Genomic DNA, 21311 nt, shown 5'->3' on the forward strand with positions numbered 1-21311 from the left:
TCATCCCTAGAGCTTCGAGCTCTCTAAAGGGTTGTTCTAGACTAGAACGTTGATAGGCAGGGTGTGTAAGCGCTGTGAGGCGTTGAGCTAACCTGTACTAATTGCCCGTGAGGCTTAACCATACAACACCCAAGAGGTTTTGGGTTGGACTCGAATAAAGCCAGTTGATTGTGGCGAGAACGAACAGCTTTCTAGATTTAGGAACGAATTTATCAAATACATCCTTGTATTTGACCCTGACGGGCCGCACTGAAGTGCGTTAAATTTTGTTCCAGACAAAATTTTGCTTGGCGACCATAGCGCTTTGGACCCACCTGACTCCATGCCGAACTCAGTAGTGAAACGAAGCAGCGCCGATGGTAGTGTGGGGTCTCCCCATGTGAGAGTAGGACATCGCCAGGCTTNAATTTATCAAATACATCCTTGTATTTGACCCTGACGGGCCGCACTGAAGTGCGTTAAATTTTGTTCCAGACAAAATTTTGCTTGGCGACCATAGCGCTTTGGACCCACCTGACTCCATGCCGAACTCAGTAGTGAAACGAAGCAGCGCCGATGGTAGTGTGGGGTCTCCCCATGTGAGAGTAGGACATCGCCAGGCTTTGATTACAATTGATTAAAGCCAAGAGATATAAGTCTTTAGTCATACAGCATTGGTGCGGAGTGGTAGTTCAGTTGGTTAGAATACCGGCCTGTCACGCCGGGGGTCGCGGGTTCGAGTCCCGTCCACTCCGCCACTACTTAGAAACCCTGCTAAATTTAGTAGGGTTTTTTTGTTATTGAGCTTCTGGGAAAGATTTGCTTTATAAATAAGCGATCAAACGTCTGAAGAGTAATTGGTGGTGGTAATTTGTCGCGGGATCGCTACAATAGGCACCTATCTACAGGGGTATAGCTCCAATTGGCAGAGCAGCGGATTCCAAATCCGCGTGTTGGGGGTTCGAATCCCTCTACCCCTGCCAAATACCAAAGCATCGACATTGTCGGTGCTTTTTTTGTATCTACTCTCTGTGGTAGCAACCACACCTCTCTAGCCTTTTTCTTCCTCCTGTTTCTTGTTCACATGTCGCGGTATGATGACTTTTTACCAATCGAAAGGAGCAACCCTGTGGTAAGCATATTGTGGGTAGGGCTTGGTGGCGCATTAGGGGCATCCTCGCGTTTTCTCGTATCAGAGTGGAGCGTTGCGGTGCTTGGTCGTGCATTCCCATACGGTACCTTAATAGTAAATGTACTCGGGTCATTAGCGATGGGCGTCTTTTTAGCGGCGATGAGTCAAGAGGTGATTGCTCCGGTGCCTTGGCGCCAACTGGTTGCGATTGGTTTTTTGGGCGCATTTACTACCTTCTCGACCTTTTCAGTAGATACCTTGATGCTGTTCCAACATGGTGAGACGGTGAAAGCCTTGTTAAACGTGGGTCTCAACCTTGCGTTATGCTTGGGAGCGGCCGCGATGGGGGCTTGGCTGCTAGGACGCATTACCGGTTAAGTGAAAACATCGTGTTACGTCGCTTGTTGTTGCGGCGGTGATTTCTTATACTGGCGTTGAACTTGTCGGAGTGCCAATTGGCTGAGACCACATCAAGTGGGATCCGTTGAACCTGATCTGGTTAGGACCAGCGAAGGGAACAAGAGATGCATCAGATCACAGGCCGTACGCGTCTGCCAGTTTGCTCACATCTCAATTCAGCGTTTTCCGGCAAGCATTAATTCCCATAATGAACACCGGAGTAATGCTATGTCGACCCGTAAACAGGCCCGTCTTGAGGCCAAATCTTTTATCGATTCTCTCTCTGCGCAAACCTACCCCAACTCGGAAAAAGTCTATGTCGAGGGATCGCGACCCGATATTCGCGTAGGGATGCGAGAGATCCATTTGTTTCCGACCTTTGTGGGTGGCAGTAAAGACAATCCGCAGTATGAAGCCAATGAATCCATTCGGGTTTATGACACATCAGGGCCTTATACTGACCCACAGAGTGCTATCGATATTTACCAAGGCTTAGCGCCACTGCGCAAAGCCTGGATTGATGAGCGTGCCGATACAGAGTTTCTTGGTGCAGTGAGCTCAGACTATGCGCAGACCCGCCTCAGTGATGAAACCTTAGATGATCTTCGCTTTAGTGCCTTACCGCCTATCCGTCGGGCGAAACCTAACCAATGTGTGACCCAACTTCACTACGCACGCCAAGGCATTATCACCCCAGAGATGGAATTTATCGCTATCCGGGAAAACATGGGGCGCCAGCAGTATCGTGAAGAGCAGCTAAATCGCCAGCACCCAGGAGAAAGCTTTGGCGCTCATTTACCCTCAAACATCACTCCCGAATTTGTGCGCCAAGAAGTTGCTGAAGGGCGTGCGATTATTCCGGCCAACATTAACCACCCAGAAGCGGAGCCGATGATTATTGGGCGTAACTTTCTCGTGAAAGTGAATGCCAATATTGGTAACTCGGCGGTGAGCTCCTCCATTGAGGAAGAAACCGAAAAGTTGGTGTGGGCGACCCGTTGGGGCGCGGATACGGTGATGGATTTATCGACCGGACGCAATATCCACGAAACTCGCGAGTGGATTTTACGTAATAGCCCAGTCCCGATTGGCACTGTGCCTATGTATCAGGCGCTTGAGAGAGTGAATGGCATTGCCGAAGACCTGACTTGGGAAGTGATGCGCGATACCTTGATAGAGCAAGCCGAGCAAGGGGTCGACTACTTTACCATTCACGCCGGGGTGCGTTTGCACTATGTGCCCATGACTGCCAATCGCGTGACTGGGATTGTCTCGCGTGGCGGTTCGATTATCGCCAAATGGTGCTTGGCGCATCATCAAGAAAGCTTCCTCTATACCCATTTTCGCGAAATCTGCGAAATTTGTGCCGCGTATGATGTATCGCTGTCGTTAGGCGATGGATTACGCCCGGGCTCGGTAGCTGACGCGAACGACGAAGCCCAGTTCAGTGAGCTACGTACCCTAGGCGAGCTAACCAAGGTGGCATGGGAATACGATGTGCAGGTGATGATTGAAGGCCCTGGCCATGTGCCCATGCACATGATCAAAGAGAACATGGACGAGCAGCTCACCCATTGCCACGAAGCGCCTTTCTATACCTTAGGCCCGCTGACTACCGATATCGCGCCGGGTTACGACCACATCACCTCTGGGATTGGTGCGGCGATGATTGGTTGGTTTGGGTGTGCGATGCTTTGCTATGTCACGCCTAAAGAGCATCTGGGTCTGCCCAATAAAGAGGATGTTAAAACTGGGCTTATCACCTACAAGTTGTGCGCACACGCCGCCGACTTAGCCAAAGGACATCCGGGCGCGCAGGTGCGGGATAACGCCATTTCCAAAGCGCGCTTTGAATTTCGCTGGGAAGATCAGTTTAACCTTGCTTTAGATCCGGTGACGGCGCGTGCTTATCACGATGAAACCCTGCCTCAAGAGTCGGGCAAGGTCGCGCATTTTTGCTCCATGTGTGGGCCAAAATTCTGCTCTATGAAAATCAGCCAAGAAGTCCGCGATTACGCCAAAGAAAATGGCTATGCCGCTGCGGGCGAAGCGATTGATGTCACCATGCTGGAAGACCCGTTAGCAGGCATGCAGCAAAAATCGCAAGAGTTTCGAGAAAAGGGCAGTGAACTCTACCTGCAAAAATCCCATCATTCGTCACAACAAGGCGCTGAGATAAGCGACAGCGATAAGGTGGAATCATGAGCCTGACCCCGTTTGCGCCTATGTCGGAAGGCATAGGCCCATTATATCCGGTGGTAGACGACGTGGATTTACTTGAACGCTTACTTTGCTTGGGGGTGAAAACCGTACAACTGCGTGTGAAGCAGCCAGCCCATCCACAATTGGCAGACTGGGTACAGCGCGCGGTGGCTTTGGGCCGCACGCACCATGCGCAGGTGTTTATCAACGATCACTGGCAGCTTGCGCTTGAAGCTGGCGCCTATGGCGTTCATCTGGGCCAGCAAGACTTACAAGAGGCGGATCTTGACCGACTTGCGCGGCAAGGCGTGCGCCTTGGCGTATCGACACGCAGTCCCGAACAACTTGCTGCAGCGATTGCGCTCTCGCCCAGTTATCTCGCCATCGGCCATATTTTTCCCACTACCACCAAACAGCTCGCCGAGCCGCCACAAGGCATTTCTGCGTTAGCGCAGCAGGTGGCGACTGTGGATGGCCGCTTCCCGACGGTGGCGATTGGCGGTATTGATCTCAACCGAGCCCCTGACGTTTGGCGCACCGGCGTGGACGCCATTGCGGTGGTCCGTGCCGTGACGCAAGCGCCTGATTTAGCGGCGCGCATTGACGCATTTAATCGCTGTCTTAATCCATCCAGACAGCAAGGAGAGCGCGATGTTATCGGACAGTGAATACCTGCGTTATAGCCGGCAAATCATGCTGCCAGAAGTCGGAGAGAGCGGGCAGCAGGCACTTAGCAATGCGCGCGTGTTGATGGTCGGTGCCGGTGGGCTTGGAACCACCGCGGGCCTCTATCTTGCAGGCGCTGGCGTGGGTCAGTTAGCGATTGCTGACTCGGACCACATTGAGCTATCTAACTTGGCGCGTCAGGTGGCGTATCAGGAGGCGCAAATCGGCACCGATAAAGCCGCGTCGCTAGCCGCTAACTTGGTCGCGCTGAATCCACATTGCCAGTGCCGAGCCATCAATGCCTATCTAGAAGGTGAGCGTCTGGCGCTTGAAGTAGCGATGGCGGATGTGGTTCTCGATTGCAGTGATAATCTCGCCACTCGCCATGCAGTCAATCAAGCCTGTGTAGAGGCTGGTACACCCTTGGTGAGCGCGGCGGCGATCGGTTGGCAAGGCCAGTTATTGGTTTATCAACCGCATAGCGCATGTTATGCGTGCGCCTTCGCAGACGTGACGCTTTCTGAACCCACACGCTGCGCTGAAGCTGGGGTAATGGGACCTGTGGTCGGCATGATGGCCACCGCGCAAGCGCTGGAAGCAATAAAGCTGTTATTAGGGCAGGCGGTCAGGACCAATCGCTTGTCACGACTGGATGGACAAACCATGACATGGCAGCACTTTTCGCTGCCCGTGGATCCGCATTGTGCGGTTTGTCAGCCAAAGCGGGAGGTAAGCGATGCAGTTAACCATTAATGACACGCCGACAGAGGTCAATGCCACAACTGTCGCGCAATTGATTGAGGAGATGAAGGTGCCGGCCGAATCAGTCGCAGTGGCGCTAAATCAGACCATTATTGCGCGTGATGCTTGGTCATCCACGTCACTCACCGCTGGCGATAGCTTGGCGGTCTTTCAAGCGATTGCCGGAGGATAATCATGTTAACCATTGCGGATACGACGTTTTCATCTCGGCTGTTAACCGGCACCGGCAAGTTTGCTAGTCGCAAGACCATGGCCGAGTCACTGGCGGCCAGTGGTACTGAACTGGTCACCATGGCGCTAAAGCGAGTCGATGTCCATGCCATACAAGATGATATTTTAACCCCGCTGCGCGAGCTAGGTGTGCACCTGCTGCCCAATACCTCGGGAGCGAAGAATGCGCAAGAAGCGGTCTTTGCCGCGCGTCTTGCCCGAGAAGCATTGGGAACGCACTGGGTGAAGTTGGAGATTCACCCCGACCCCAAATATTTGATGCCTGACCCGATTGAAACCCTTCAAGCGGCGAAAACCCTTGTGGATGAGGGGTTTGTGGTGCTGCCATATTGTCATGCTGATCCTGTGCTGTGTAAGCGCTTGGAAGAGGTGGGCTGCGCGGCGGTGATGCCCCTTGGGTCACCGATTGGCTCCAACCAAGGGCTAGCCTCAATGGCGTTTCTCGACATCATTATCGAGCAAGCTCGCGTGCCGGTGATCATTGATGCCGGCATTGGTGCACCGTCAGATGCGGCGTTAGCGATGGAGCGGGGCGCCGATGCCGTCTTGGTGAACACCGCGATTGCCACCGCCGGCGATCCGATTGCCATGGGCGCGGCGTTCAAACAAGCGGTTGAAGCAGGACGCTGCGCGTATCGCGCTGGACTGGCGGGCACACACAATCACGCCCACGCTTCTAGCCCTTTAACCGCGTTTCTTGACGCTAAGGAGGCGTGATGAGTTTTTCTGAGCGGTGGGCAGCACTCGATTGGGATCATCATCGGCTTTCGATTTACAGCAAAACGCGCCAAGATGTCGAGCGGGCGCTGGCCAAGTCATCGCGTAATTTGGACGACTTTGCCGCCCTTATCAGTCCTGCCGCTGAAGGGTATCTCGAGGCCATGGCTCAGCAATCTGCGGCGCTGACGCGGCAGCGGTTTGGCTACACCATGGGGTTTTATATTCCGCTGTATCTCTCCAATTTGTGCGCCAACGTGTGTACCTATTGCGGTTTTTCGATGGAAAACCGAATCAAACGGCGCACGCTGGATGAAGCCGAAATCGCCGCCGAGTGTGAAGCGATCAAAAAAATGGGCTTTGACAGTGTGCTCTTGGTGACCGGTGAGCATGAAACCAAGGTAGGGCTCGAGTATTTTCTCCGCGCCTTACCGGTGGTGAAGCAATACTTTCATCATGTGGCGATGGAGGTGCAGCCGCTGGATACCGAGGCGTATCGCGCCTTGGTGGCACAGGGGGTGGATGCGGTAATGGTGTATCAAGAAACCTACCACGCTCCAACCTATGGGGAACACCACAAGCGCGGGAATAAAACCGACTTTCACTATCGGTTGCAAACCCCAGATAGGTTGGCACAAGCAGGGGTCGATAAGATCGGCTTGGGCGCCTTGATTGGCCTTGAGGACTGGCGTACCGACAGCTTTTTTACCGCCCAGCATCTGGATTATTTGGAAAAGCAATACTGGCAAAGCCGCTATTCGTTGTCCTTTCCACGCTTACGTCCTTGCGCGGGCGCGCTGCAGCCGAAATCGGTGATGACCGACAAGCAACTGGTTCAGCTGATTTGCGCCTATCGGTTGTGGAATCCGCAGGTGGAGCTGTCGCTATCGACACGCGAGTCACCCCACTTTCGCGACAATGTGTTACCGCTTGGGGTCACGAGCTTATCCGCGGCGTCAAAAACCCAACCGGGCGGCTACGCGAACCCGGAGCCACAATTGGAGCAGTTTGCTATCAGTGATGAGCGCAGCGCGGCAGAGGTAGCCGCCAGCGTTCGTGCGCTCGGTTTTGAGGTGGTATGGAAAGATTGGGATAACATCTACGATATCGCGCGTCAGGCGCAAATGGCTTCACAAACGGCAGCGGGTTAGCGACAATGCGGGTATGAAACGTATTACTTTATATATGGGCCCGCGCTGTCCTCACTGTGAGGCGGCCAAAGCTTACTTGGATAAAAAGGGGCTGCGTTATCGTGTCGTCGATACGGCCACGCCCAAAGGCAAGAAGCTGCTGGCGGCAACAGGGTCGCGGGGTGTCCCGGTGATTTGCATTGGCGATACCACCTTGCGCGGCTTTTCGCCTAAAGCGGTCGAGAAAGCCCTGAAAGGGGAATAAAAAAAGCGTCCAATCGGACGCTTTTTGTTTTTCACACTCGGTGAAGACGCGACTTAACGGCTTAGCGGCGCTGTCGCTTGTTTTAACCAAACTTGGTCTTGATCATCGAGGTGCGGGCTGACTTCATCCCACACGGTTTGATGATAGCGATTCCACCACTGAATTTCCGCCTCGCTGAGCAAGCTCACATCGACCAAACGACGATCGATCGGCGCACGCGTGAGTGAGGCAAACCCGAGCATCGTCATGTCGCCCTCGGTGGGCTTTTCTTCAATCAACTCGAGGTTTTCAATCCGGATCCCAAACGCCTCGGCGCGATAGTAGCCCGGCTCGTTTGACACCACCATACCCGGCAATAGCGCGACGCTATTGGGCGCTTTGGAAATGCGCTGTGGACCTTCGTGCACGTCCAAGAAATGTCCCACACCGTGACCGGTGCCATGGTCAAAATCATAGCCGTGTTGCCACAAATACTGGCGTGCCAAGGCATCAAGCTGGCTGCCTGACGTCCCTTTCGGGAACAGCGCGGTAGCCAACGCAATATGCCCTTTAAGCACCAGCGTGAAGGCCTTTTTGATCTCAGCGCTGCACTCGCCCACCGGCACCGTACGGGTAATGTCGGTGGTGCCGTCATAGTATTGGCCGCCTGAGTCGACTAAGTAGACGTTGTTGCTCTCAATCACGCTCGGTTTGGGCTGATTGTTGTGGTTATAGTGACACATGGCCGCATTGCCACCGGCGGCGGAAATGGTATCAAAGCTTAAGTCGACCAGTTGATCGTCTTGTTGGCGGAATTGATACAGGGTGTCTGCGAGCACGGCTTCATCAGGGCGTTCACCCGCGTCGACTTGACGGTCAAACCAGGCCAAAAAGCGAGTCACGGCAACACCATCGCGCACGTGGCAGGCTTGCATACCGGCGATTTCTTGCGGGTTCTTGGCCGCTTTTTCAAGCGCACACGGGTCTTGCGCTTCCACCACGGTGACTTGCGCTTGTTGGAGGGTGTCCAGTGTCCAGGCATTGGCACCGTTTGGGTCGACCAATACACGTTGACCGCTCAGCGCTTGCAGGGAATCAACCAGACTGTCTGGGTGCGCGACGCTCACGCCTTGGCCCACGTGTGCATCAAAGCCTTCGGGGAGACGGTCAGGGTCGATAAACACGGTGACGTCACCGGATTGCTTGATAATCGCTTGGGTTAGCACCACCGGCAAACGTGGGATGTCGCGACCACGGATATTGAGCAGCCAACAGACGGCATCGGGTTGAGTGAGTACCGCGGCATCAAGATTCTGATCGGCTAACTGCTGTCCAATGGTTTGACGTTTATCCAAGCTGGCGCGGCCGGTTTTCTCTTCACCCAGTAAAATGGCCGGGCTATTAAGCGGGGCAGGGCGATCATCCCACAGGCTTTCAATCGGATTTTGCTCAACACTCACCAGAGTCAAAGCCCCATCCAGCGTGCGTTGAGTGCGTTTGTACCAAGCGGCGCTATGCATGCGAGCGTCGATAGCCAGCTTAGCACCCTTGGGCAATTGTTGTTGGGCCCATTGCACCGGTGGCTCATCAATCAGATGGCAGTAGTCAAACAGGCCAGCGGGGACTTGTTTACGGACTTGAACCACATAGCGGCCATCAACAAAAATCGCTGCCTTGTCACGGGTGATCACCGCGGCCCCTGCGGAGCCGGTAAAGCCGGTTGCCCAATGCAGGCGCTCGTTATGCTCAGGCACATACTCACCGAGGTATTCGTCTTCATGGGGGATGAGTAGGGCGTCATAGTCGTGTTGAGCCAGCCAGTGTCTTAGCTGCTCAATACGCTTAGTAAGGGTCGCGTCCATTATTCTTCCTTCTTTGTATAGGGTGAACTCGCCATGTTCGGCCACGCGTGAAAAGCCGGTGGGTTAGACCCTAGCGCGATTGGCAATAGGCTGCAATTTTGCTGGGCTAAATTGCTGACAGCGCGAAATAATCAAGGCTTTCAGCCATTGGTGCCCTGGGTCATTTTCTTGATTTTGATGCCAAAACAAGGTGTACGCCATCGGCGGTATTGGCGTCGGTAACGGCCGTACCACCAAATTGAGCGATGCGGCAATATAATGCGCAAACTGGCTTGGTGAGGTAAACACCAGGTCGGTATAGGTACACAGGCTCGCCGCACTGTTGAAATCTGGCACGTACATGGCTATGTCACGCTCAATATTACGCTCTGCCAGTTTATAGTCCAACAGCCAGCGGTCATTCCCATCACACTTAACCTGTACATGTCGCAGTCCAAGGTAACGCGCTTCATCCCATGGTCCCTTGAGTGCAGGGTGATCGGCACGCATCAACACACACTGGTGATCTTGGCAAAGCTCTTGGTAGCGCACGCCCTTAGGCGGCATCATGGTCAACATGGCATCGGCGGGATTTAAGTCCTTGCCGGTGATGCCAAAGTCGATATTGCCTCGCGCAAGCCCATCAAAGGTGGTTTGATCCCAAGCAGCGGTATTAAGGGTGATAGCTGGGGCCGCTTCTAGCATATCGCCAATAAACTGTGGCAGTAGCAATGGATAGGCGCTCTCGACGAGGGCAAAGCGAAAACAGCGATCGCTTAAGTGCGGCTGAAAGTGATCCGGCTCGGTCATCGCCGCAACATCATTGAGTAAAGCGCGTAGTTTCGCTTGTAAGGCTTGCGCCCGAACCGTGGGTTTGAGCCCGTGGGCCGCTCGCGTAAAAAGTGGGTCGTTAAATTGCGCTCTTAGTCGGGCCAAATTTTTACTTACCGCCGATTGGCTTAAATGGAGGCGTTTCGCCGTGCCCGTGACATTGCACTCTTCCAACAATACATGTAGGCACACCAATAAATTGAGGTCGGTGCGCTGCAGCTGATCCAAATCCATTGCTGGTATTCTCCTTTGGAATATCTGCTTTTACTATAAACCATTATGGTTCATATCGTGAAACCACTATACTGCGTGCCTGTATAGAGGAGTAACCAATGACACACACTGATTCACCGACATCGAATCGTTTGCTGGTCGCCTTAATGGTGCTACTGGTGCTGTTTAGTCCGATGGCGATTGATATTTACCTGCCTGCATTACCGTATATGGCCGGTGACTTTAATGTGAGCCCAACGTTGGCGCAAGATACCGTCACTTGGTTTATGTTTAGTTTGGGTTTGGGCCAGCTGTTTGCGGGGCCATTGGCTGACCGCTTTGGTCGTAAGCCTGTCGCGATAATTGGTATTTCGCTATACGGCCTTAGCTCATTGATGGCGTGGCTCGCGACCTCGATGGATATGATGCTGGTGGCGCGTTTGCTACAAGGTTTTGGCGCGTGTGCGACTTCCGTGTGTGCATTTGCAGCGGTGCGTGACCGATTCGGTGCTGAGCGCAGCGGCCACATGATTAGCTACTTAAATGGCGCGATTTGCTTTGTGCCCGCCTTGGCGCCACTGTTAGGAAGCTGGCTGACACAAATGTTTGATTGGCGGGCTAATTTTAGCTTTATGCTGGGTTATGCGGCATTGGGTTTGGTCTTGGTTAGCGTGTTTTTGCCTGAGACGCGCCCGACACACACAGATAACGCTGGGCGCTTATTCAGCTTACGTCGGTATTGGCAAGTACTACGCGTGCCAACATTTACCTACCACATCATTCTTTGCATGCTGGCGATGGCGGTGATCTTAGCGTATGTCACCTCTGCGCCTGTATTGCTGATGGACAGGTACGGTATTTCCATGAATAGCTTCACCTTTTGGTTTGGCGCCAACGCGGCATTAAACATTGCCGCAGCGATGTTGGCGCCACGCTATATGCAACAATTTGGCAGCCGCCGCGCGCTCAATATTGGCTTGATGATGCTGGTGGGCTCTGGTGGATTAATGCTGGCACTCAGCCCTATTGCTGCCCCTTGGGCCTTTATGTTGCCGATTTTCACCTCGTCATTCGGCTTTGCCTGGGTGCTGGGCGCATCAGCGGGTGCGGCATTGGCGCCATTTTCTGACCGGGCGGGCACGGCGGCAGCCTTGTTGGGACTGTTCCAAATGAGTGGCGCTGGCCTTTTAGTCAGCTTAACCCAGCGCTTGGGATTATCGGCCAGTGATCTGATGACAGTGCATATGTGGCTATTGCTGCCTGGGCTACTGATTTTGTGGTCGCCGAAAGGTAAGCAATGGCATGCGAAAGCGGTAAGAGATTAAATAATCAGTAAAAACAACCGCTCAGTTGGCAAAATATAATAAGACGTGCAAAACGCTGGGGTCTCGACAACCCATCATCCCTTTTCGCTGGCTTCGGCCAGCGTTTTTTTATTTTGCTAAAAGCCCCAAGTTAAGAGTATATTTACTAAGCAAACCGAATTAATGCTCATTCCTTTTCGTTTTATATCCAAAGGTCAGTTACACACTATGTCATTATCGACAATCGAAATGGCGCGCGTCCTTGAGCAACTTGAGGAATCGCCCGAGAAAATCATGTTTGGCAAATTGCTGGCAGAATTAGGCAGCCAAAGTGAAGAGCGTGTACGTAGCGCCGCTCATCAGGTGCCACTGAAATATTTACACGAACTGGTTTATCAATTTAATCAGGTAATTGAAGAGCGCCGTTCTGAGCGTATTGAAGAAATAACCCAAGGCTTGGCGCAAGACGGTTTATCTGCTGACGAGCTTTATGAGTATATAATCCAACGCAAGATGGGCTGATCGCCGCCCATCACTCACAAGGATAAAGATGACAGAGCGGCGTGTGGCGCCAGAAGCGTTAGGTACTCGCCGCTGGCTGTTTGCTTTTTTTGGGTTTGCGTTGCTGAATCAGCAGACCCACGACAATAAAGCTAAGACCGATTAGGGTGCTGATATGGATTGTCTCACCAATAATGGTGGCCAATAGCATCAAGGAAATAAATGGCGAGATAAATATCAGATTGCTGATCCGAGAGGCATTCTGGGTATATTTCATCGCGCTCAGCCACAGCATAAATGTTATCCCCATTTCAAAAAGCCCCACATAGCTCACCGCTAGCCAGCCTTGCCATGGGATACCGCTCCAAGATGCTGTTATCCCCGCCAATAATAAAGATGCAGGTAATGACAGCGTAAAGCTCAACAGAATGCCGAGCACAGGGTCGGCAGGGTTTTTAGTGTTTAGTACCCAAAACCCTGCCCACAATAGCGTGGAGAGCAACGCGAGCCCAATGCCAAGCGGGCTATCGAACTGAAGCGATAAAAGCTGGCCCTTTGTAGCGATCACTACCACACCAAAATAGCCTAACGCCGCCGCAATCCAATCTTGGCGACGAATGGTTTGGCCGAGAAATACTGCTGCCATTAAGGTCAACGTAATGGCCCAGCTGTAATTTAATGGTTGGGCCAAAGAGGCAGGAAGAAGATCATAGGCTTTGAAAAGAACCAAATAATAAATCAAAGGGTTAATCATCCCCAGTAGGCAATAATAGCCAGGTCGACGACGAAAAGTGGGCCAAAGTGCCGATAGCTTGCCTTGCACCGCGGCAATAGCGGTCAATACCAGTACAGAGACCACGCTGGCAGCGGCCAGCATTTGAATCGGGGTCATGTAGCTTAAGGTAATTTTGAATGCGGTCGCGACCGTTGACCACAATAGCACTGCAGATAATCCAAATATCAGTGCTTTACGTTCATTGTGCATACTGCCTCCCTGCAAATCTGCCTTTTAAGCTAGGCAGTCTACGGTATTCGTACGCACCGAGATAGACTGGACATCTATCCAGTATCCCATTAGCCTTGCTGACATTGATGACCGCACAATAGAGAACCCATTATGCTTTCTGGCCTGTCATTACCGACGTTAGCTATTCTCACATTCTGTTTTGGCGTGATCAGTGCCGCCGGGTTGAGTTATTGGCTGCATCGACGCGTGGTCGCTCAGTATCAACATTGGTTTGATACCCAATATGCTCAACAGCAGTCAACGGCTGATATACAGCAACAACAGCTTCATCAGCAACTGGAGCAGCAACAACAAGAGTTAGACAGCTTAGATGTAGAGCGCGATCGTCTGACACAAGAGCTGCGCCAGTATTACGGCAAATTAACCTCCGCGAGTGAGAAGTTGCGTCAATTGGAACAATTGCGCCAAGACAATCAAACGTTGACCCACAAACTTGATGCGGTGCGAGAGGAAAAGTCTGAGCTGCTCGCTGAGCTGCGCGAGGTCAAAGCCAGCGCGGAGCAACAACTCAATGCCGCGAAAGAAAAGCACGCCTTATTAGAAAATGCGGAGGAAAGGCTGCGTACCCAATTTGAGCAGCTGGCCAACCAGGTATTTGAGCAAAAGGTCCATTCCGTTGATGAGCAAAACAAGATGAGCTTAGAGAGCTTACTTGGACCACTTAAGTCGCAGTTGGAAGGGTTTAAAAAGCAAGTCACTGACAGCTTTGGTGAACAAGCCAAAGAGCGTCACACCCTGATCCATGAAATCAAAAACCTCCAGCAACTGAATGCGGACATGACGCGGGAAGCGCATAACCTAACTCAAGCGCTTAAAGGTGATAACAAGCAACAGGGCAACTGGGGCGAAGTGGTGTTGGCGCGTATTTTGGAAGAGTCCGGCTTGCGTGAAGGGCGTGAGTATCAAACCCAGGTGAGCTTTGAAAACGAGCAAGGCAAGCGCTACCAGCCCGATGTGGTGGTGAAATTACCCCAAGATAAAGACGTGGTAATAGATGCCAAAATGGCGCTGGTCGCGTATGAACGCTACTACAACGCAGACACTTTGGTTGAGCAAGATGCCGCATTAAAAGAGCATGTCCAAGCCATTCGCCAGCATATTCGTGGCTTGGGACGCAAAGACTATCATCAGCTTCATGGTGTGCGTTCACTGGATTATGTGTTGATGTTCATTCCGGTGGAGCCAGCTTTCCAAGTGGCCGTGGAAGCCGATGCCAGCCTGATCCGTGAGGCGATGGATAATAATATTATGTTGGTCAGTCCCACCACTTTGCTGGTGGCACTACGCACCATCAATAACTTATGGCGTTATGAATACCAAAACCAAAATGCCAAACAGATTGCCGAAAAAGCGAGCAAGCTCTATGACAAGGTGCGGCTGTTTGTCAGTGATATGGAAGGGTTGGGTAATGCGTTGGGTAAAGCCAGTGACAGTTATCAAGGGGCGATGAACAAACTTAGCCAAGGCCGCGGTAATATTATTCGCCAAGCAGAGGGGTTTAAAGCGCTGGGCGTGGAGGTGAAACGGGACATCAGCCCGTCGCTGGCCAGTGTTGCCACCGACCCTGCGCCTGATGAGCCTCTTAATCTTACACAGGCAGAGCGGGACGCAAATCCGCAAGAATCATAATAAACTTGGTCGTACGCTTGGAGTCGGGATGGGCGATAAAGTAAACTGGGGCCAATACGTTAGGGGAATAAAATGACAGATAAAAACGCGCACCAGGATCAAGAGACGATCGATTTTGGCTACCAACAAGTGAAACGCCAAGAAAAAGAAAGCCTCGTGGCCAATGTGTTTCATTCGGTGGCTGCAAAATATGATCTGATGAACGATGTGATGTCGATGGGCATTCACCGTATCTGGAAACGCTTTACCATTGACTGCAGTGGTGTCCGCCCTGGGCAAAAAGTGCTCGACTTAGCCGGTGGTACGGGCGATCTCACCGCAAAATTCTCGCGTCTTGTCGGCGAGCGTGGTGAAGTCGTACTCGCCGACATTAATAACTCAATGCTCAAAGTGGGCCGCGATAAACTGCGTGATAAAGGCATTGTTGGCAATGTGAGCTACGTACAAGCCAATGCAGAAGCGCTGCCATTCCCTGATGACCACTTTGATTGCATTACCATCGCATTTGGGCTGCGTAACGTGACGGATAAAGATGCGGCCTTGCGTTCGATGTTCCGTGTGCTTAAACCTGGTGGGCGTTTATTGGTGTTGGAATTCTCCAAACCCGTTGCCGAGCCGTTGTCAAAAGTCTACGACGCCTACTCTTTCCATGTATTGCCCAAAATGGGGCAACTGATTGTTAACGATCCAGACAGCTACCGCTATTTGGCCGAATCGATTCGCATGCACCCTGATCAAGAAACCTTAAAAGGAATGATGGAGCAAGCCGGTTTTGAACAAACCAGCTACTACAACCTGACGGGTGGGATCGTGGCGCTGCACCGTGGATATAAATTCTAAGGAGCCAACATGGCACTTGATTCACTGTTGTGCGCGGCCCTGGAAACAGCGCTCAATGCTGTGATTGCTAAAGACGCCGACAGCCAGCGTCGCCTTGCTCGGCTAAAAGGGCGTTGTATCGGAGTCACTCTACAAGAGCTTGATCGCCAACTGATTTTTGTCTTCGGCCAACGTATTGATGTACTTAGCCATTACGAAGGTGAATGCGACGCGGCGCTATCATTGTCACTGTCAGCACTGCCACAGCTACAGCAAAAAGCAAACTTAACCGCCTTAATCAAAGCGGATAAACTCACGCTGGAGGGGGATATCGATGTCGCCCAGCAGTTTTCTCAGTTGCTCAGTGGTATCGAACTAGACGTGGCAGAGTGGCTGGCACCTTACACCGGCGATGTGATTGCGCATACGGTGGTGAGTCAGGCGCAGCAGCGCTGGCAGCAATTGCAGCAATTGGCTCAGCGGCAACAGCGCTATGCAGGAGAAGTGATTACGGAAGAATGGCGCTTAGCGCCTGGGCCATTAGAAGTGGCGTCATACAGTGACCAAGTGGACGAGCTGCGCAGCGATGTCGCGCGGTTGGAAGCCAGGTTTAAGCAGTTGGTAGAACGGGTGGAGTCTGCATGACACTCAATGAAATTCGTCGCTTGTATTTTATCATCCGTACCTTACTGCTTTATGGTGTGGATGCTTTACTCCCCAAACAACCCTTAACACGGCTGGCGCACCTTGGCCGCCAATCATTGTTTTGGCTGAAGAATCAGCACCCAGATAAGCCGGTGGGGGAGCGACTGCGTTTGGCGCTGCAAAGCTTGGGCCCGGTATGGGTGAAGCTTGGGCAAATGATGTCGACGCGTCGTGATCTATTCCCCGCCGATATCGCCAACGAGCTGGCACAGTTGCAAGATAAAGTCGCACCCTTTGATGGCCACAAAGCCAAAGCGCAAATCGAAGCCTCGTTAGGCGGCCCGTTAGAAACCTGGTTTAGCGACTTTGATCCCCATCCACTCGCCTCTGCGTCGATCGCGCAAGTGCACACCGCTACGCTCAAATCGAATGGGCGTGAAGTGGTGCTGAAGGTGATCCGCCCCGATATTTTGCCAGTGATCCAAGCTGACTTGCGGCTCATGTATCGTGTGGCACGGCTGGTGGCGCGTTTTCTGCCTGATGCGCGTCGCTTAAAACCGGTCGAAGTGATCCGCGAGTACGAAAAAACCTTGCTCGATGAGCTGGATTTGATGCGTGAAGCGGCCAATACCATTCAGCTGCGCCGCAATTTTGAAAACGACCCGGCGCTGTATGTGCCCGAAGTGTTCAGTGACTACTGCCGCAAAGACGTGATGGTGTCTGAGCGAATCTATGGCATTCAAGTGTCGGATATCGAGGCGCTAGAAGCCAATGGTACTGACATGAAATTGCTGGCCGAACGTGGGGTTGAGGTCTTTTTTACCCAGGTATTCCGAGACAGCTTTTTCCATGCGGATATGCATCCAGGCAATGTCTTTGTCTCCTACGAGCACCCACATGATCCGCAGTGGATTGGGCTTGATTGCGGGATTGTCGGCACCCTTAATCGCGACGATAAACGCTATTTGGCAGAAAACTTTATCGCCTTTTTTAACCGCGATTACCGTAAAGTGGCGGAGCTGCATGTTGACTCTGGCTGGGTGCCGCACGACACCAACGTGGATGATTTTGAGTTTGCCATTCGCACCGTGTGTGAGCCCATTTTCGAAAAGCCATTGTGCGAAATCTCGTTCGGTAATGTTTTATTAAACCTATTTAACACCGCGCGCCGGTTTAATATGGAAGTGCAGCCACAGCTGGTGTTGTTGCAAAAAACCTTGCTCTACATTGAAGGGCTTGGGCGTCAGCTCTATCCGCAACTAGATTTGTGGACCACGGCGAAGCCATTTTTAGAGTCGTGGATGAAACAGCAAGTGGGGCCGCAAGCTGTCTGGGCGGCGGTGCGTGAAAAGGCACCGTTTTGGGCGGAAAAACTCCCCGAGATCCCAGAACTGGTGTACGACGGCTTACGGCAAGGTCGTCAGGTCAATCAGCGTTTAGAAGCCTATTATCACGGTTACTTGCAGACCAAACAGCGTCACTCGCGCGCTACTTATATGCTCGGGATTGGTGCGACGTTACTGCTGACGGCGACCATTTTGTTTGCCAACCGAGTCGAGACCTTACCGAGTGTCGCCGCTGCAGGTGCGGTTATCTTTTGGTTGTGGGGCTGGCGACTTTGTAATAAAACCTGTAATAAATAGCAGTTACACTGCTGCGCACATCAAGTTAACCAAACGGAAGAAAGGGAACCGGTATGGGTGGAATTAGTATTTGGCAGTTGCTGATCATTGCGGTGATTGTGGTGTTGTTATTTGGTACCAAGAAGCTACGTAACATGGGGGGCGATCTTGGCTCAGCGGTCAAAGGCTTTAAAAAAGCAATGAACGATGATGAAACCAAAACCACTGACAAAGATGCGGATTTTCAGCAGCAGTCATTGGACAACAGTGACGCCGACGCGTCGAAAAAAGAGCAAGCACGCAAAGATAAAGAGCAGGTGTAAGCCGTGTTTGATATAGGTTTCTGGGAGTTAGTGCTGATTGCCATTATTGGCCTCGTGGTGCTTGGCCCGGAGCGACTACCGGTTGCGATACGCAATGTGTCGCGCTGGGTGGGGGCGGCGAAACGGATGGCAGGATCTGTCCGTGATGAGCTTGAACAAGAGCTCAAGCTAAAAGAGCTCCAAGACAATTTACACAAGGCCGAACAAGCGGGGATGAAAGATTTGTCACCTGAGCTACAAGAGTCGGTCGACACCCTACGTCAACGCGCGGCGGATGTACAACGCCCTTATGCAGCATCGCCTTCTTCTCATCACCCCGATGAAGGCGACGATGCGCCATCAACGGATAAGCGATAACGAGTCAGACGCTTTATGTTTTCGGTGAACAAACCACTATGTCTTCTGTGAACGATACTCAGCCCCTTATCAGCCACTTGATGGAGCTTCGTAACCGCCTGCTTCGCGCAATTATCGCCATCTTAGTGGTCTTTGCCTGCTTGGTGTATTTTGCCAATGATATTTACAGCCTGATTGCCCAACCGCTGATCGACAAACTGCCCGAAGGGGCGAGCATGATCGCTACAGATGTCGCGTCTCCCTTCTTTACGCCAATTAAGCTGACTTTGGTCATATCCGTCTTCGTCGCCATCCCTGTGGTGCTATATCAAATCTGGGCGTTCGTTGCTCCCGGCCTGTATAAGCATGAACAGCGGTTAGTGATGCCGCTTTTGGTGTCGAGTTCGTTGCTGTTCTACGCGGGCGTGGCATTTGCGTACTGGGTGGTGCTGCCATTGGTGTTTGGCTTTTTCACGTCTATTGCGCCAGAAGGGGTGCAAGTGGCAACGGATATTGCCAGTTATCTCGACTTTATCTTGGCGCTCTTTCTCGCCTTTGGCATTGCCTTTGAGATCCCTATCGCGATTATACTGCTGGTTTGGACAGGAGCAACCACGGCACAAAGCTTAACCCGCAAGCGGCCCTATGTGGTAGTGGCTGCGTTTGTGGTGGGGATGATGCTGACGCCACCGGATATGATTTCACAAACCTTACTGGCCATTCCCATGTGCTTGCTGTTCGAGCTGGGCGTGGTGCTATCGCGCTTTTATGTCCCACGTGAGAAATCAGAATCCGAGGAGGCCAGTGAATGATCGATATTGGTGTTAACCTGACAAGCACACGGTTTGATCAAGACAGAGAGACCGTGGTGGATGATGCCAAACAGGCGGGCGTCACGGGCATGATTCTGACCGGCACCAGTATCGATGAGAGCCAAGCAGCCGCCGCGCTTGCGAGCTCTTATCCTGGTTTTGCCTATGCCACGGCGGGTGTCCACCCGCATGATGCCAAATCGGTCGAGGCGACAGATTTAAGCGCGATTCAGCAATTAGCGCAGCGTCCCGAGGTGGTCGCAATCGGTGAGTGTGGGCTTGATTTCAATCGGGACTTTTCGCCGCGGCCACAACAAGAAGCGGTCTTTGAGGCGCAGCTTGCGCTAGCGGCTGAGCTTTCAATGCCGGTGTTTATGCACTGTCGTGACGCTCACGATCGCTGGTTCGCCATTTTGCGTCCATGGCTCGACAAACTGCCCGCGGCGGTGCTGCATTGTTTTACTGGCGATGACCGCTCGCTGCGCGATTGCCTCGATGCTGGATTATATATAGGGGTAACGGGATGGCTATGCGACGAGCGCCGCGGACAGCAGCTTCAGCAACAGGTAAGCTGGTTGCCCGATGACAGGTTGATGATAGAAACCGATGCGCCGTATTTACAGCCTCGCGATATACGGCCGCGACCTAAACGCAGTCGTAATGAGCCGAAATACTTGCCCCATATCGCCCAAACAGTGGCACGATTACGTCAACAGCCTGTCGAACATATTATTGATTGCACAATAAAAAACACTCAGCGCTGCTTTTCTATTCAGTGACTGGGTGAACACTACACGAGGCAGTTCGCTGCCCCAAAGCCCAGGTCTGCAACTTAAAGGAGGATACAGTGACCGTATCCATTCAAGGCGCCTTTCCTGCTCGACGCCTGCGTCGTACACGCAAAACTGACTTTAGCCGCCGTATGGTGGCGGAACATTCATTGTCCGCAAGCGATTTGATTTACCCAATCTTCGTGCTCATGGGTAAGAATCGTCGTGAGCCAGTGGCATCCATGCCCGGCATCGAGCGACTCTCGATTGATTTATTGCTCCATGAAGCCGATTACCTTGCCAAGCTGGGTGTCCCTGCCATTGCGCTCTTTCCTGTGATCCCGAAAGAGTTTAAAACCAGCTGTGCCTCGGAGGCATTTAACCCCGAAGGGTTAGTGCCACGCGCGGTGCGCTTACTCAAAGAGCATGTGCCGCAAATGGGCGTGATCACCGATGTGGCGCTAGACCCTTACACCGTGCACGGCCAAGACGGGATCATTGATGAAGACGGCTATGTGATGAACGAGCCCACCACCGAGGTACTGATCAAACAAGCCCTATCTCATGCCGAAGCGGGCGTCGATATTGTCGCGCCTTCTGACATGATGGATGGACGAATCGGTCGTATCCGTGAGGCATTGGAAGCCAATGGTCATATCAATACCCAGATCATGGCGTACTCTGCCAAGTATGCGTCCAATTACTACGGCCCGTTTCGCGATGCATTAGGCTCGGCGGCGAACCTGAAAGGGGGTAACAAAGCCAACTATCAAATGGATCCGGCCAACAGCGATGAAGCCTTGCACGAAGTGGCGATGGATATTGCTGAAGGGGCTGATACCGTGATGGTTAAACCCGGGATGCCGTATTTGGATGTGGTACGCCGGGTAAAAAATGAGCTTAAAGTGCCGACGTTTGCCTACCAGGTATCGGGCGAGTATGCGATGCACAAGGCGGCCATTGATAATGGCTGGCTAAAAGAGCGCGAGACAGTGATGGAGTCATTATTGTGCTTTAAGCGTGCGGGGGCCGATGGGATCCTCACCTACTTTGCTAAGCAAGTGGCTGAGTGGTTAGCGGAAGACGCGGGTGCCACCTTGCCTCCCAGACCGGAAGAGACGGTCGGCTAACTCGCCTTTTATGAAAGCGCCCTTGCCACGAGCAAGGGCGTTTTTT

At 52.4% G+C, this 21311-nt stretch carries 22 protein-coding genes, 2 tRNA genes, 3 rRNA genes and 1 riboswitch; of the genes, 24 read left to right on the forward strand and 3 right to left on the reverse strand.

Features of this window, described 5'->3' with window-relative positions:
* The 13 genes from BZG20_RS03480 to BZG20_RS03540 all read left to right on the forward strand — a co-directional run.
* Window positions 1–122: ribosomal RNA gene (locus BZG20_RS03480) — 23S ribosomal RNA — on the forward strand; the annotation flags it as partial.
* Between the two features lie 164 nt (window positions 123–286).
* A 5S ribosomal RNA gene (gene rrf / locus BZG20_RS03485) occupies window positions 287–402 on the forward strand.
* Between the two features lie 83 nt (window positions 403–485).
* Window positions 486–601 (forward strand): 5S ribosomal RNA (gene rrf, locus BZG20_RS03490).
* A gap of 59 nt (window positions 602–660) precedes the next feature.
* Window positions 661–737 (forward strand) — tRNA-Asp (locus BZG20_RS03495).
* A gap of 148 nt (window positions 738–885) precedes the next feature.
* Window positions 886–962: transfer RNA gene (locus tag BZG20_RS03500), tRNA-Trp, on the forward strand.
* Window positions 963–1108: 146 nt separating this feature from the next.
* Window positions 1109–1489 (forward strand): fluoride efflux transporter CrcB, encoded by a 381-nt coding sequence (crcB, locus tag BZG20_RS03505; protein WP_158010013.1) that lies wholly within the window; start codon window positions 1109–1111, stop codon window positions 1487–1489.
* 56 nt (window positions 1490–1545) lie between these two features.
* Window positions 1546–1645, forward strand: a riboswitch (TPP riboswitch).
* Between the two features lie 93 nt (window positions 1646–1738).
* Window positions 1739–3715 (forward strand): phosphomethylpyrimidine synthase ThiC, encoded by a 1977-nt coding sequence (thiC, locus tag BZG20_RS03510; protein ID WP_077578156.1) that lies wholly within the window; start codon window positions 1739–1741, stop codon window positions 3713–3715.
* A complete protein-coding gene (gene thiE / locus BZG20_RS03515; RefSeq protein WP_077578157.1) occupies window positions 3712–4380 on the forward strand; it encodes a thiamine phosphate synthase in 669 nt (222 codons plus the stop codon). The genes thiC and thiE overlap by 4 nt, the downstream gene beginning before the upstream one ends.
* Window positions 4364–5131 (forward strand): HesA/MoeB/ThiF family protein, encoded by a 768-nt coding sequence (locus BZG20_RS03520; RefSeq protein ID WP_077578158.1) that lies wholly within the window; start codon window positions 4364–4366, stop codon window positions 5129–5131. The genes thiE and BZG20_RS03520 overlap by 17 nt, the downstream gene beginning before the upstream one ends.
* Complete coding sequence (gene thiS / locus BZG20_RS03525) at window positions 5115–5312, forward strand: sulfur carrier protein ThiS (protein ID WP_046074603.1); 198 nt, start codon at window positions 5115–5117, stop codon at window positions 5310–5312. Before BZG20_RS03520 ends, thiS begins: the two co-directional genes overlap by 17 nt.
* Window positions 5313–5314: 2 nt before the next feature.
* Window positions 5315–6088 (forward strand): thiazole synthase, encoded by a 774-nt coding sequence (locus BZG20_RS03530; protein WP_077578159.1) that lies wholly within the window; start codon window positions 5315–5317, stop codon window positions 6086–6088.
* Window positions 6088–7239, forward strand: coding sequence for a 2-iminoacetate synthase ThiH (thiH, locus tag BZG20_RS03535; RefSeq protein ID WP_077578160.1), 1152 nt, complete (start codon window positions 6088–6090; stop codon window positions 7237–7239). The genes BZG20_RS03530 and thiH overlap by 1 nt, the downstream gene beginning before the upstream one ends.
* Window positions 7240–7252: 13 nt before the next feature.
* Window positions 7253–7483, forward strand: a complete 231-nt coding sequence (locus BZG20_RS03540) for a glutaredoxin family protein (protein ID WP_046074600.1) — start codon at window positions 7253–7255, stop codon at window positions 7481–7483.
* 53 nt (window positions 7484–7536) lie between these two features.
* Here BZG20_RS03540 and BZG20_RS03545 read toward each other — a convergent pair whose 3' ends face one another.
* Entirely contained in the window at window positions 7537–9324 is a 1788-nt protein-coding gene (locus BZG20_RS03545; protein WP_077578161.1) for an aminopeptidase P family protein, read from the reverse strand.
* 63 nt (window positions 9325–9387) lie between these two features.
* Window positions 9388–10368, reverse strand: a complete 981-nt coding sequence (locus BZG20_RS03550; RefSeq protein WP_046074598.1) for a LysR family transcriptional regulator — start codon at window positions 10366–10368, stop codon at window positions 9388–9390.
* 98 nt (window positions 10369–10466) lie between these two features.
* On the opposite strand from BZG20_RS03550, the gene BZG20_RS03555 reads away from it, so the two are divergent.
* Together BZG20_RS03555 and BZG20_RS03560 are read left to right on the forward strand one after the other, a co-directional pair.
* Window positions 10467–11672: a multidrug effflux MFS transporter gene (locus tag BZG20_RS03555; protein WP_077578162.1), complete on the forward strand. Its 1206-nt coding sequence runs from the start codon at window positions 10467–10469 to the stop codon at window positions 11670–11672.
* Between the two features lie 207 nt (window positions 11673–11879).
* Window positions 11880–12173, forward strand: coding sequence for a hypothetical protein (locus BZG20_RS03560; RefSeq protein WP_046074614.1), 294 nt, complete (start codon window positions 11880–11882; stop codon window positions 12171–12173).
* A gap of 58 nt (window positions 12174–12231) precedes the next feature.
* Here BZG20_RS03560 and BZG20_RS03565 read toward each other — a convergent pair whose 3' ends face one another.
* Entirely contained in the window at window positions 12232–13137 is a 906-nt protein-coding gene (locus tag BZG20_RS03565) for a DMT family transporter (RefSeq protein WP_077578163.1), read from the reverse strand.
* Window positions 13138–13269: 132 nt separating this feature from the next.
* On the opposite strand from BZG20_RS03565, the gene rmuC reads away from it, so the two are divergent.
* From rmuC to hemB, 9 genes are all read left to right on the forward strand, one after another.
* Window positions 13270–14808: a DNA recombination protein RmuC gene (gene rmuC, locus BZG20_RS03570; RefSeq protein ID WP_077578164.1), complete on the forward strand. Its 1539-nt coding sequence runs from the start codon at window positions 13270–13272 to the stop codon at window positions 14806–14808.
* Between the two features lie 72 nt (window positions 14809–14880).
* A complete protein-coding gene (gene ubiE / locus BZG20_RS03575) occupies window positions 14881–15648 on the forward strand; it encodes a bifunctional demethylmenaquinone methyltransferase/2-methoxy-6-polyprenyl-1,4-benzoquinol methylase UbiE (RefSeq protein ID WP_046074594.1) in 768 nt (255 codons plus the stop codon).
* Between the two features lie 9 nt (window positions 15649–15657).
* Entirely contained in the window at window positions 15658–16272 is a 615-nt protein-coding gene (locus BZG20_RS03580) for an SCP2 sterol-binding domain-containing protein (protein WP_077578165.1), read from the forward strand.
* Window positions 16269–17915, forward strand: coding sequence for a ubiquinone biosynthesis regulatory protein kinase UbiB (gene ubiB, locus BZG20_RS03585; protein WP_046074592.1), 1647 nt, complete (start codon window positions 16269–16271; stop codon window positions 17913–17915). Before BZG20_RS03580 ends, ubiB begins: the two co-directional genes overlap by 4 nt.
* A gap of 53 nt (window positions 17916–17968) precedes the next feature.
* On the forward strand, window positions 17969–18217 hold the full coding sequence (gene tatA, locus BZG20_RS03590; RefSeq protein ID WP_046074591.1) for a Sec-independent protein translocase subunit TatA: 249 nt from the start codon (window positions 17969–17971) through the stop codon (window positions 18215–18217).
* Between the two features lie 3 nt (window positions 18218–18220).
* The gene (gene tatB / locus BZG20_RS03595; RefSeq protein ID WP_046074590.1) at window positions 18221–18574 is read left to right on the forward strand and encodes a Sec-independent protein translocase protein TatB; all 354 of its coding nucleotides are present in this window, start codon (window positions 18221–18223) and stop codon (window positions 18572–18574) included.
* A 38-nt stretch (window positions 18575–18612) separates the two neighbouring features.
* Window positions 18613–19365, forward strand: coding sequence for a twin-arginine translocase subunit TatC (gene tatC / locus BZG20_RS03600; RefSeq protein ID WP_046074589.1), 753 nt, complete (start codon window positions 18613–18615; stop codon window positions 19363–19365).
* Window positions 19362–20144 (forward strand): TatD family hydrolase, encoded by a 783-nt coding sequence (locus tag BZG20_RS03605; protein ID WP_077523467.1) that lies wholly within the window; start codon window positions 19362–19364, stop codon window positions 20142–20144. The genes tatC and BZG20_RS03605 overlap by 4 nt, the downstream gene beginning before the upstream one ends.
* Window positions 20145–20212: 68 nt before the next feature.
* Window positions 20213–21265, forward strand: coding sequence for a porphobilinogen synthase (gene hemB, locus BZG20_RS03610; protein ID WP_046074587.1), 1053 nt, complete (start codon window positions 20213–20215; stop codon window positions 21263–21265).
* Window positions 21266–21311 lie beyond the last annotated feature (46 nt).

It is taken from the genome of Salinivibrio sp. IB868 (assembly GCF_001995655.1).
Lineage (GTDB): Bacteria > Pseudomonadota > Gammaproteobacteria > Enterobacterales > Vibrionaceae > Salinivibrio > Salinivibrio siamensis.

Coding starts and splice junctions, on each gene's coding strand:
- BZG20_RS03530 (WP_077578159.1), top strand. CDS start 5,315: ATGTTAACCATTGCGGATACGACGTTTTCATCTCGGCTGTTAACCGGC.
- BZG20_RS03550 (WP_046074598.1), bottom strand. CDS start 10,368: ATGGATTTGGATCAGCTGCAGCGCACCGACCTCAATTTATTGGTGTGC.
- thiE (WP_077578157.1), top strand. CDS start 3,712: ATGAGCCTGACCCCGTTTGCGCCTATGTCGGAAGGCATAGGCCCATTA.
- tatC (WP_046074589.1), top strand. CDS start 18,613: ATGTCTTCTGTGAACGATACTCAGCCCCTTATCAGCCACTTGATGGAG.
- BZG20_RS03520 (WP_077578158.1), top strand. CDS start 4,364: ATGTTATCGGACAGTGAATACCTGCGTTATAGCCGGCAAATCATGCTG.
- tatA (WP_046074591.1), top strand. CDS start 17,969: ATGGGTGGAATTAGTATTTGGCAGTTGCTGATCATTGCGGTGATTGTG.
- thiS (WP_046074603.1), top strand. CDS start 5,115: ATGCAGTTAACCATTAATGACACGCCGACAGAGGTCAATGCCACAACT.
- thiH (WP_077578160.1), top strand. CDS start 6,088: ATGAGTTTTTCTGAGCGGTGGGCAGCACTCGATTGGGATCATCATCGG.
- BZG20_RS03545 (WP_077578161.1), bottom strand. CDS start 9,324: ATGGACGCGACCCTTACTAAGCGTATTGAGCAGCTAAGACACTGGCTG.
- BZG20_RS03580 (WP_077578165.1), top strand. CDS start 15,658: ATGGCACTTGATTCACTGTTGTGCGCGGCCCTGGAAACAGCGCTCAAT.
- BZG20_RS03540 (WP_046074600.1), top strand. CDS start 7,253: ATGAAACGTATTACTTTATATATGGGCCCGCGCTGTCCTCACTGTGAG.
- BZG20_RS03560 (WP_046074614.1), top strand. CDS start 11,880: ATGTCATTATCGACAATCGAAATGGCGCGCGTCCTTGAGCAACTTGAG.
- BZG20_RS03565 (WP_077578163.1), bottom strand. CDS start 13,137: ATGCACAATGAACGTAAAGCACTGATATTTGGATTATCTGCAGTGCTA.
- BZG20_RS03605 (WP_077523467.1), top strand. CDS start 19,362: ATGATCGATATTGGTGTTAACCTGACAAGCACACGGTTTGATCAAGAC.
- ubiE (WP_046074594.1), top strand. CDS start 14,881: ATGACAGATAAAAACGCGCACCAGGATCAAGAGACGATCGATTTTGGC.
- thiC (WP_077578156.1), top strand. CDS start 1,739: ATGTCGACCCGTAAACAGGCCCGTCTTGAGGCCAAATCTTTTATCGAT.
- rmuC (WP_077578164.1), top strand. CDS start 13,270: ATGCTTTCTGGCCTGTCATTACCGACGTTAGCTATTCTCACATTCTGT.
- ubiB (WP_046074592.1), top strand. CDS start 16,269: ATGACACTCAATGAAATTCGTCGCTTGTATTTTATCATCCGTACCTTA.
- BZG20_RS03555 (WP_077578162.1), top strand. CDS start 10,467: ATGACACACACTGATTCACCGACATCGAATCGTTTGCTGGTCGCCTTA.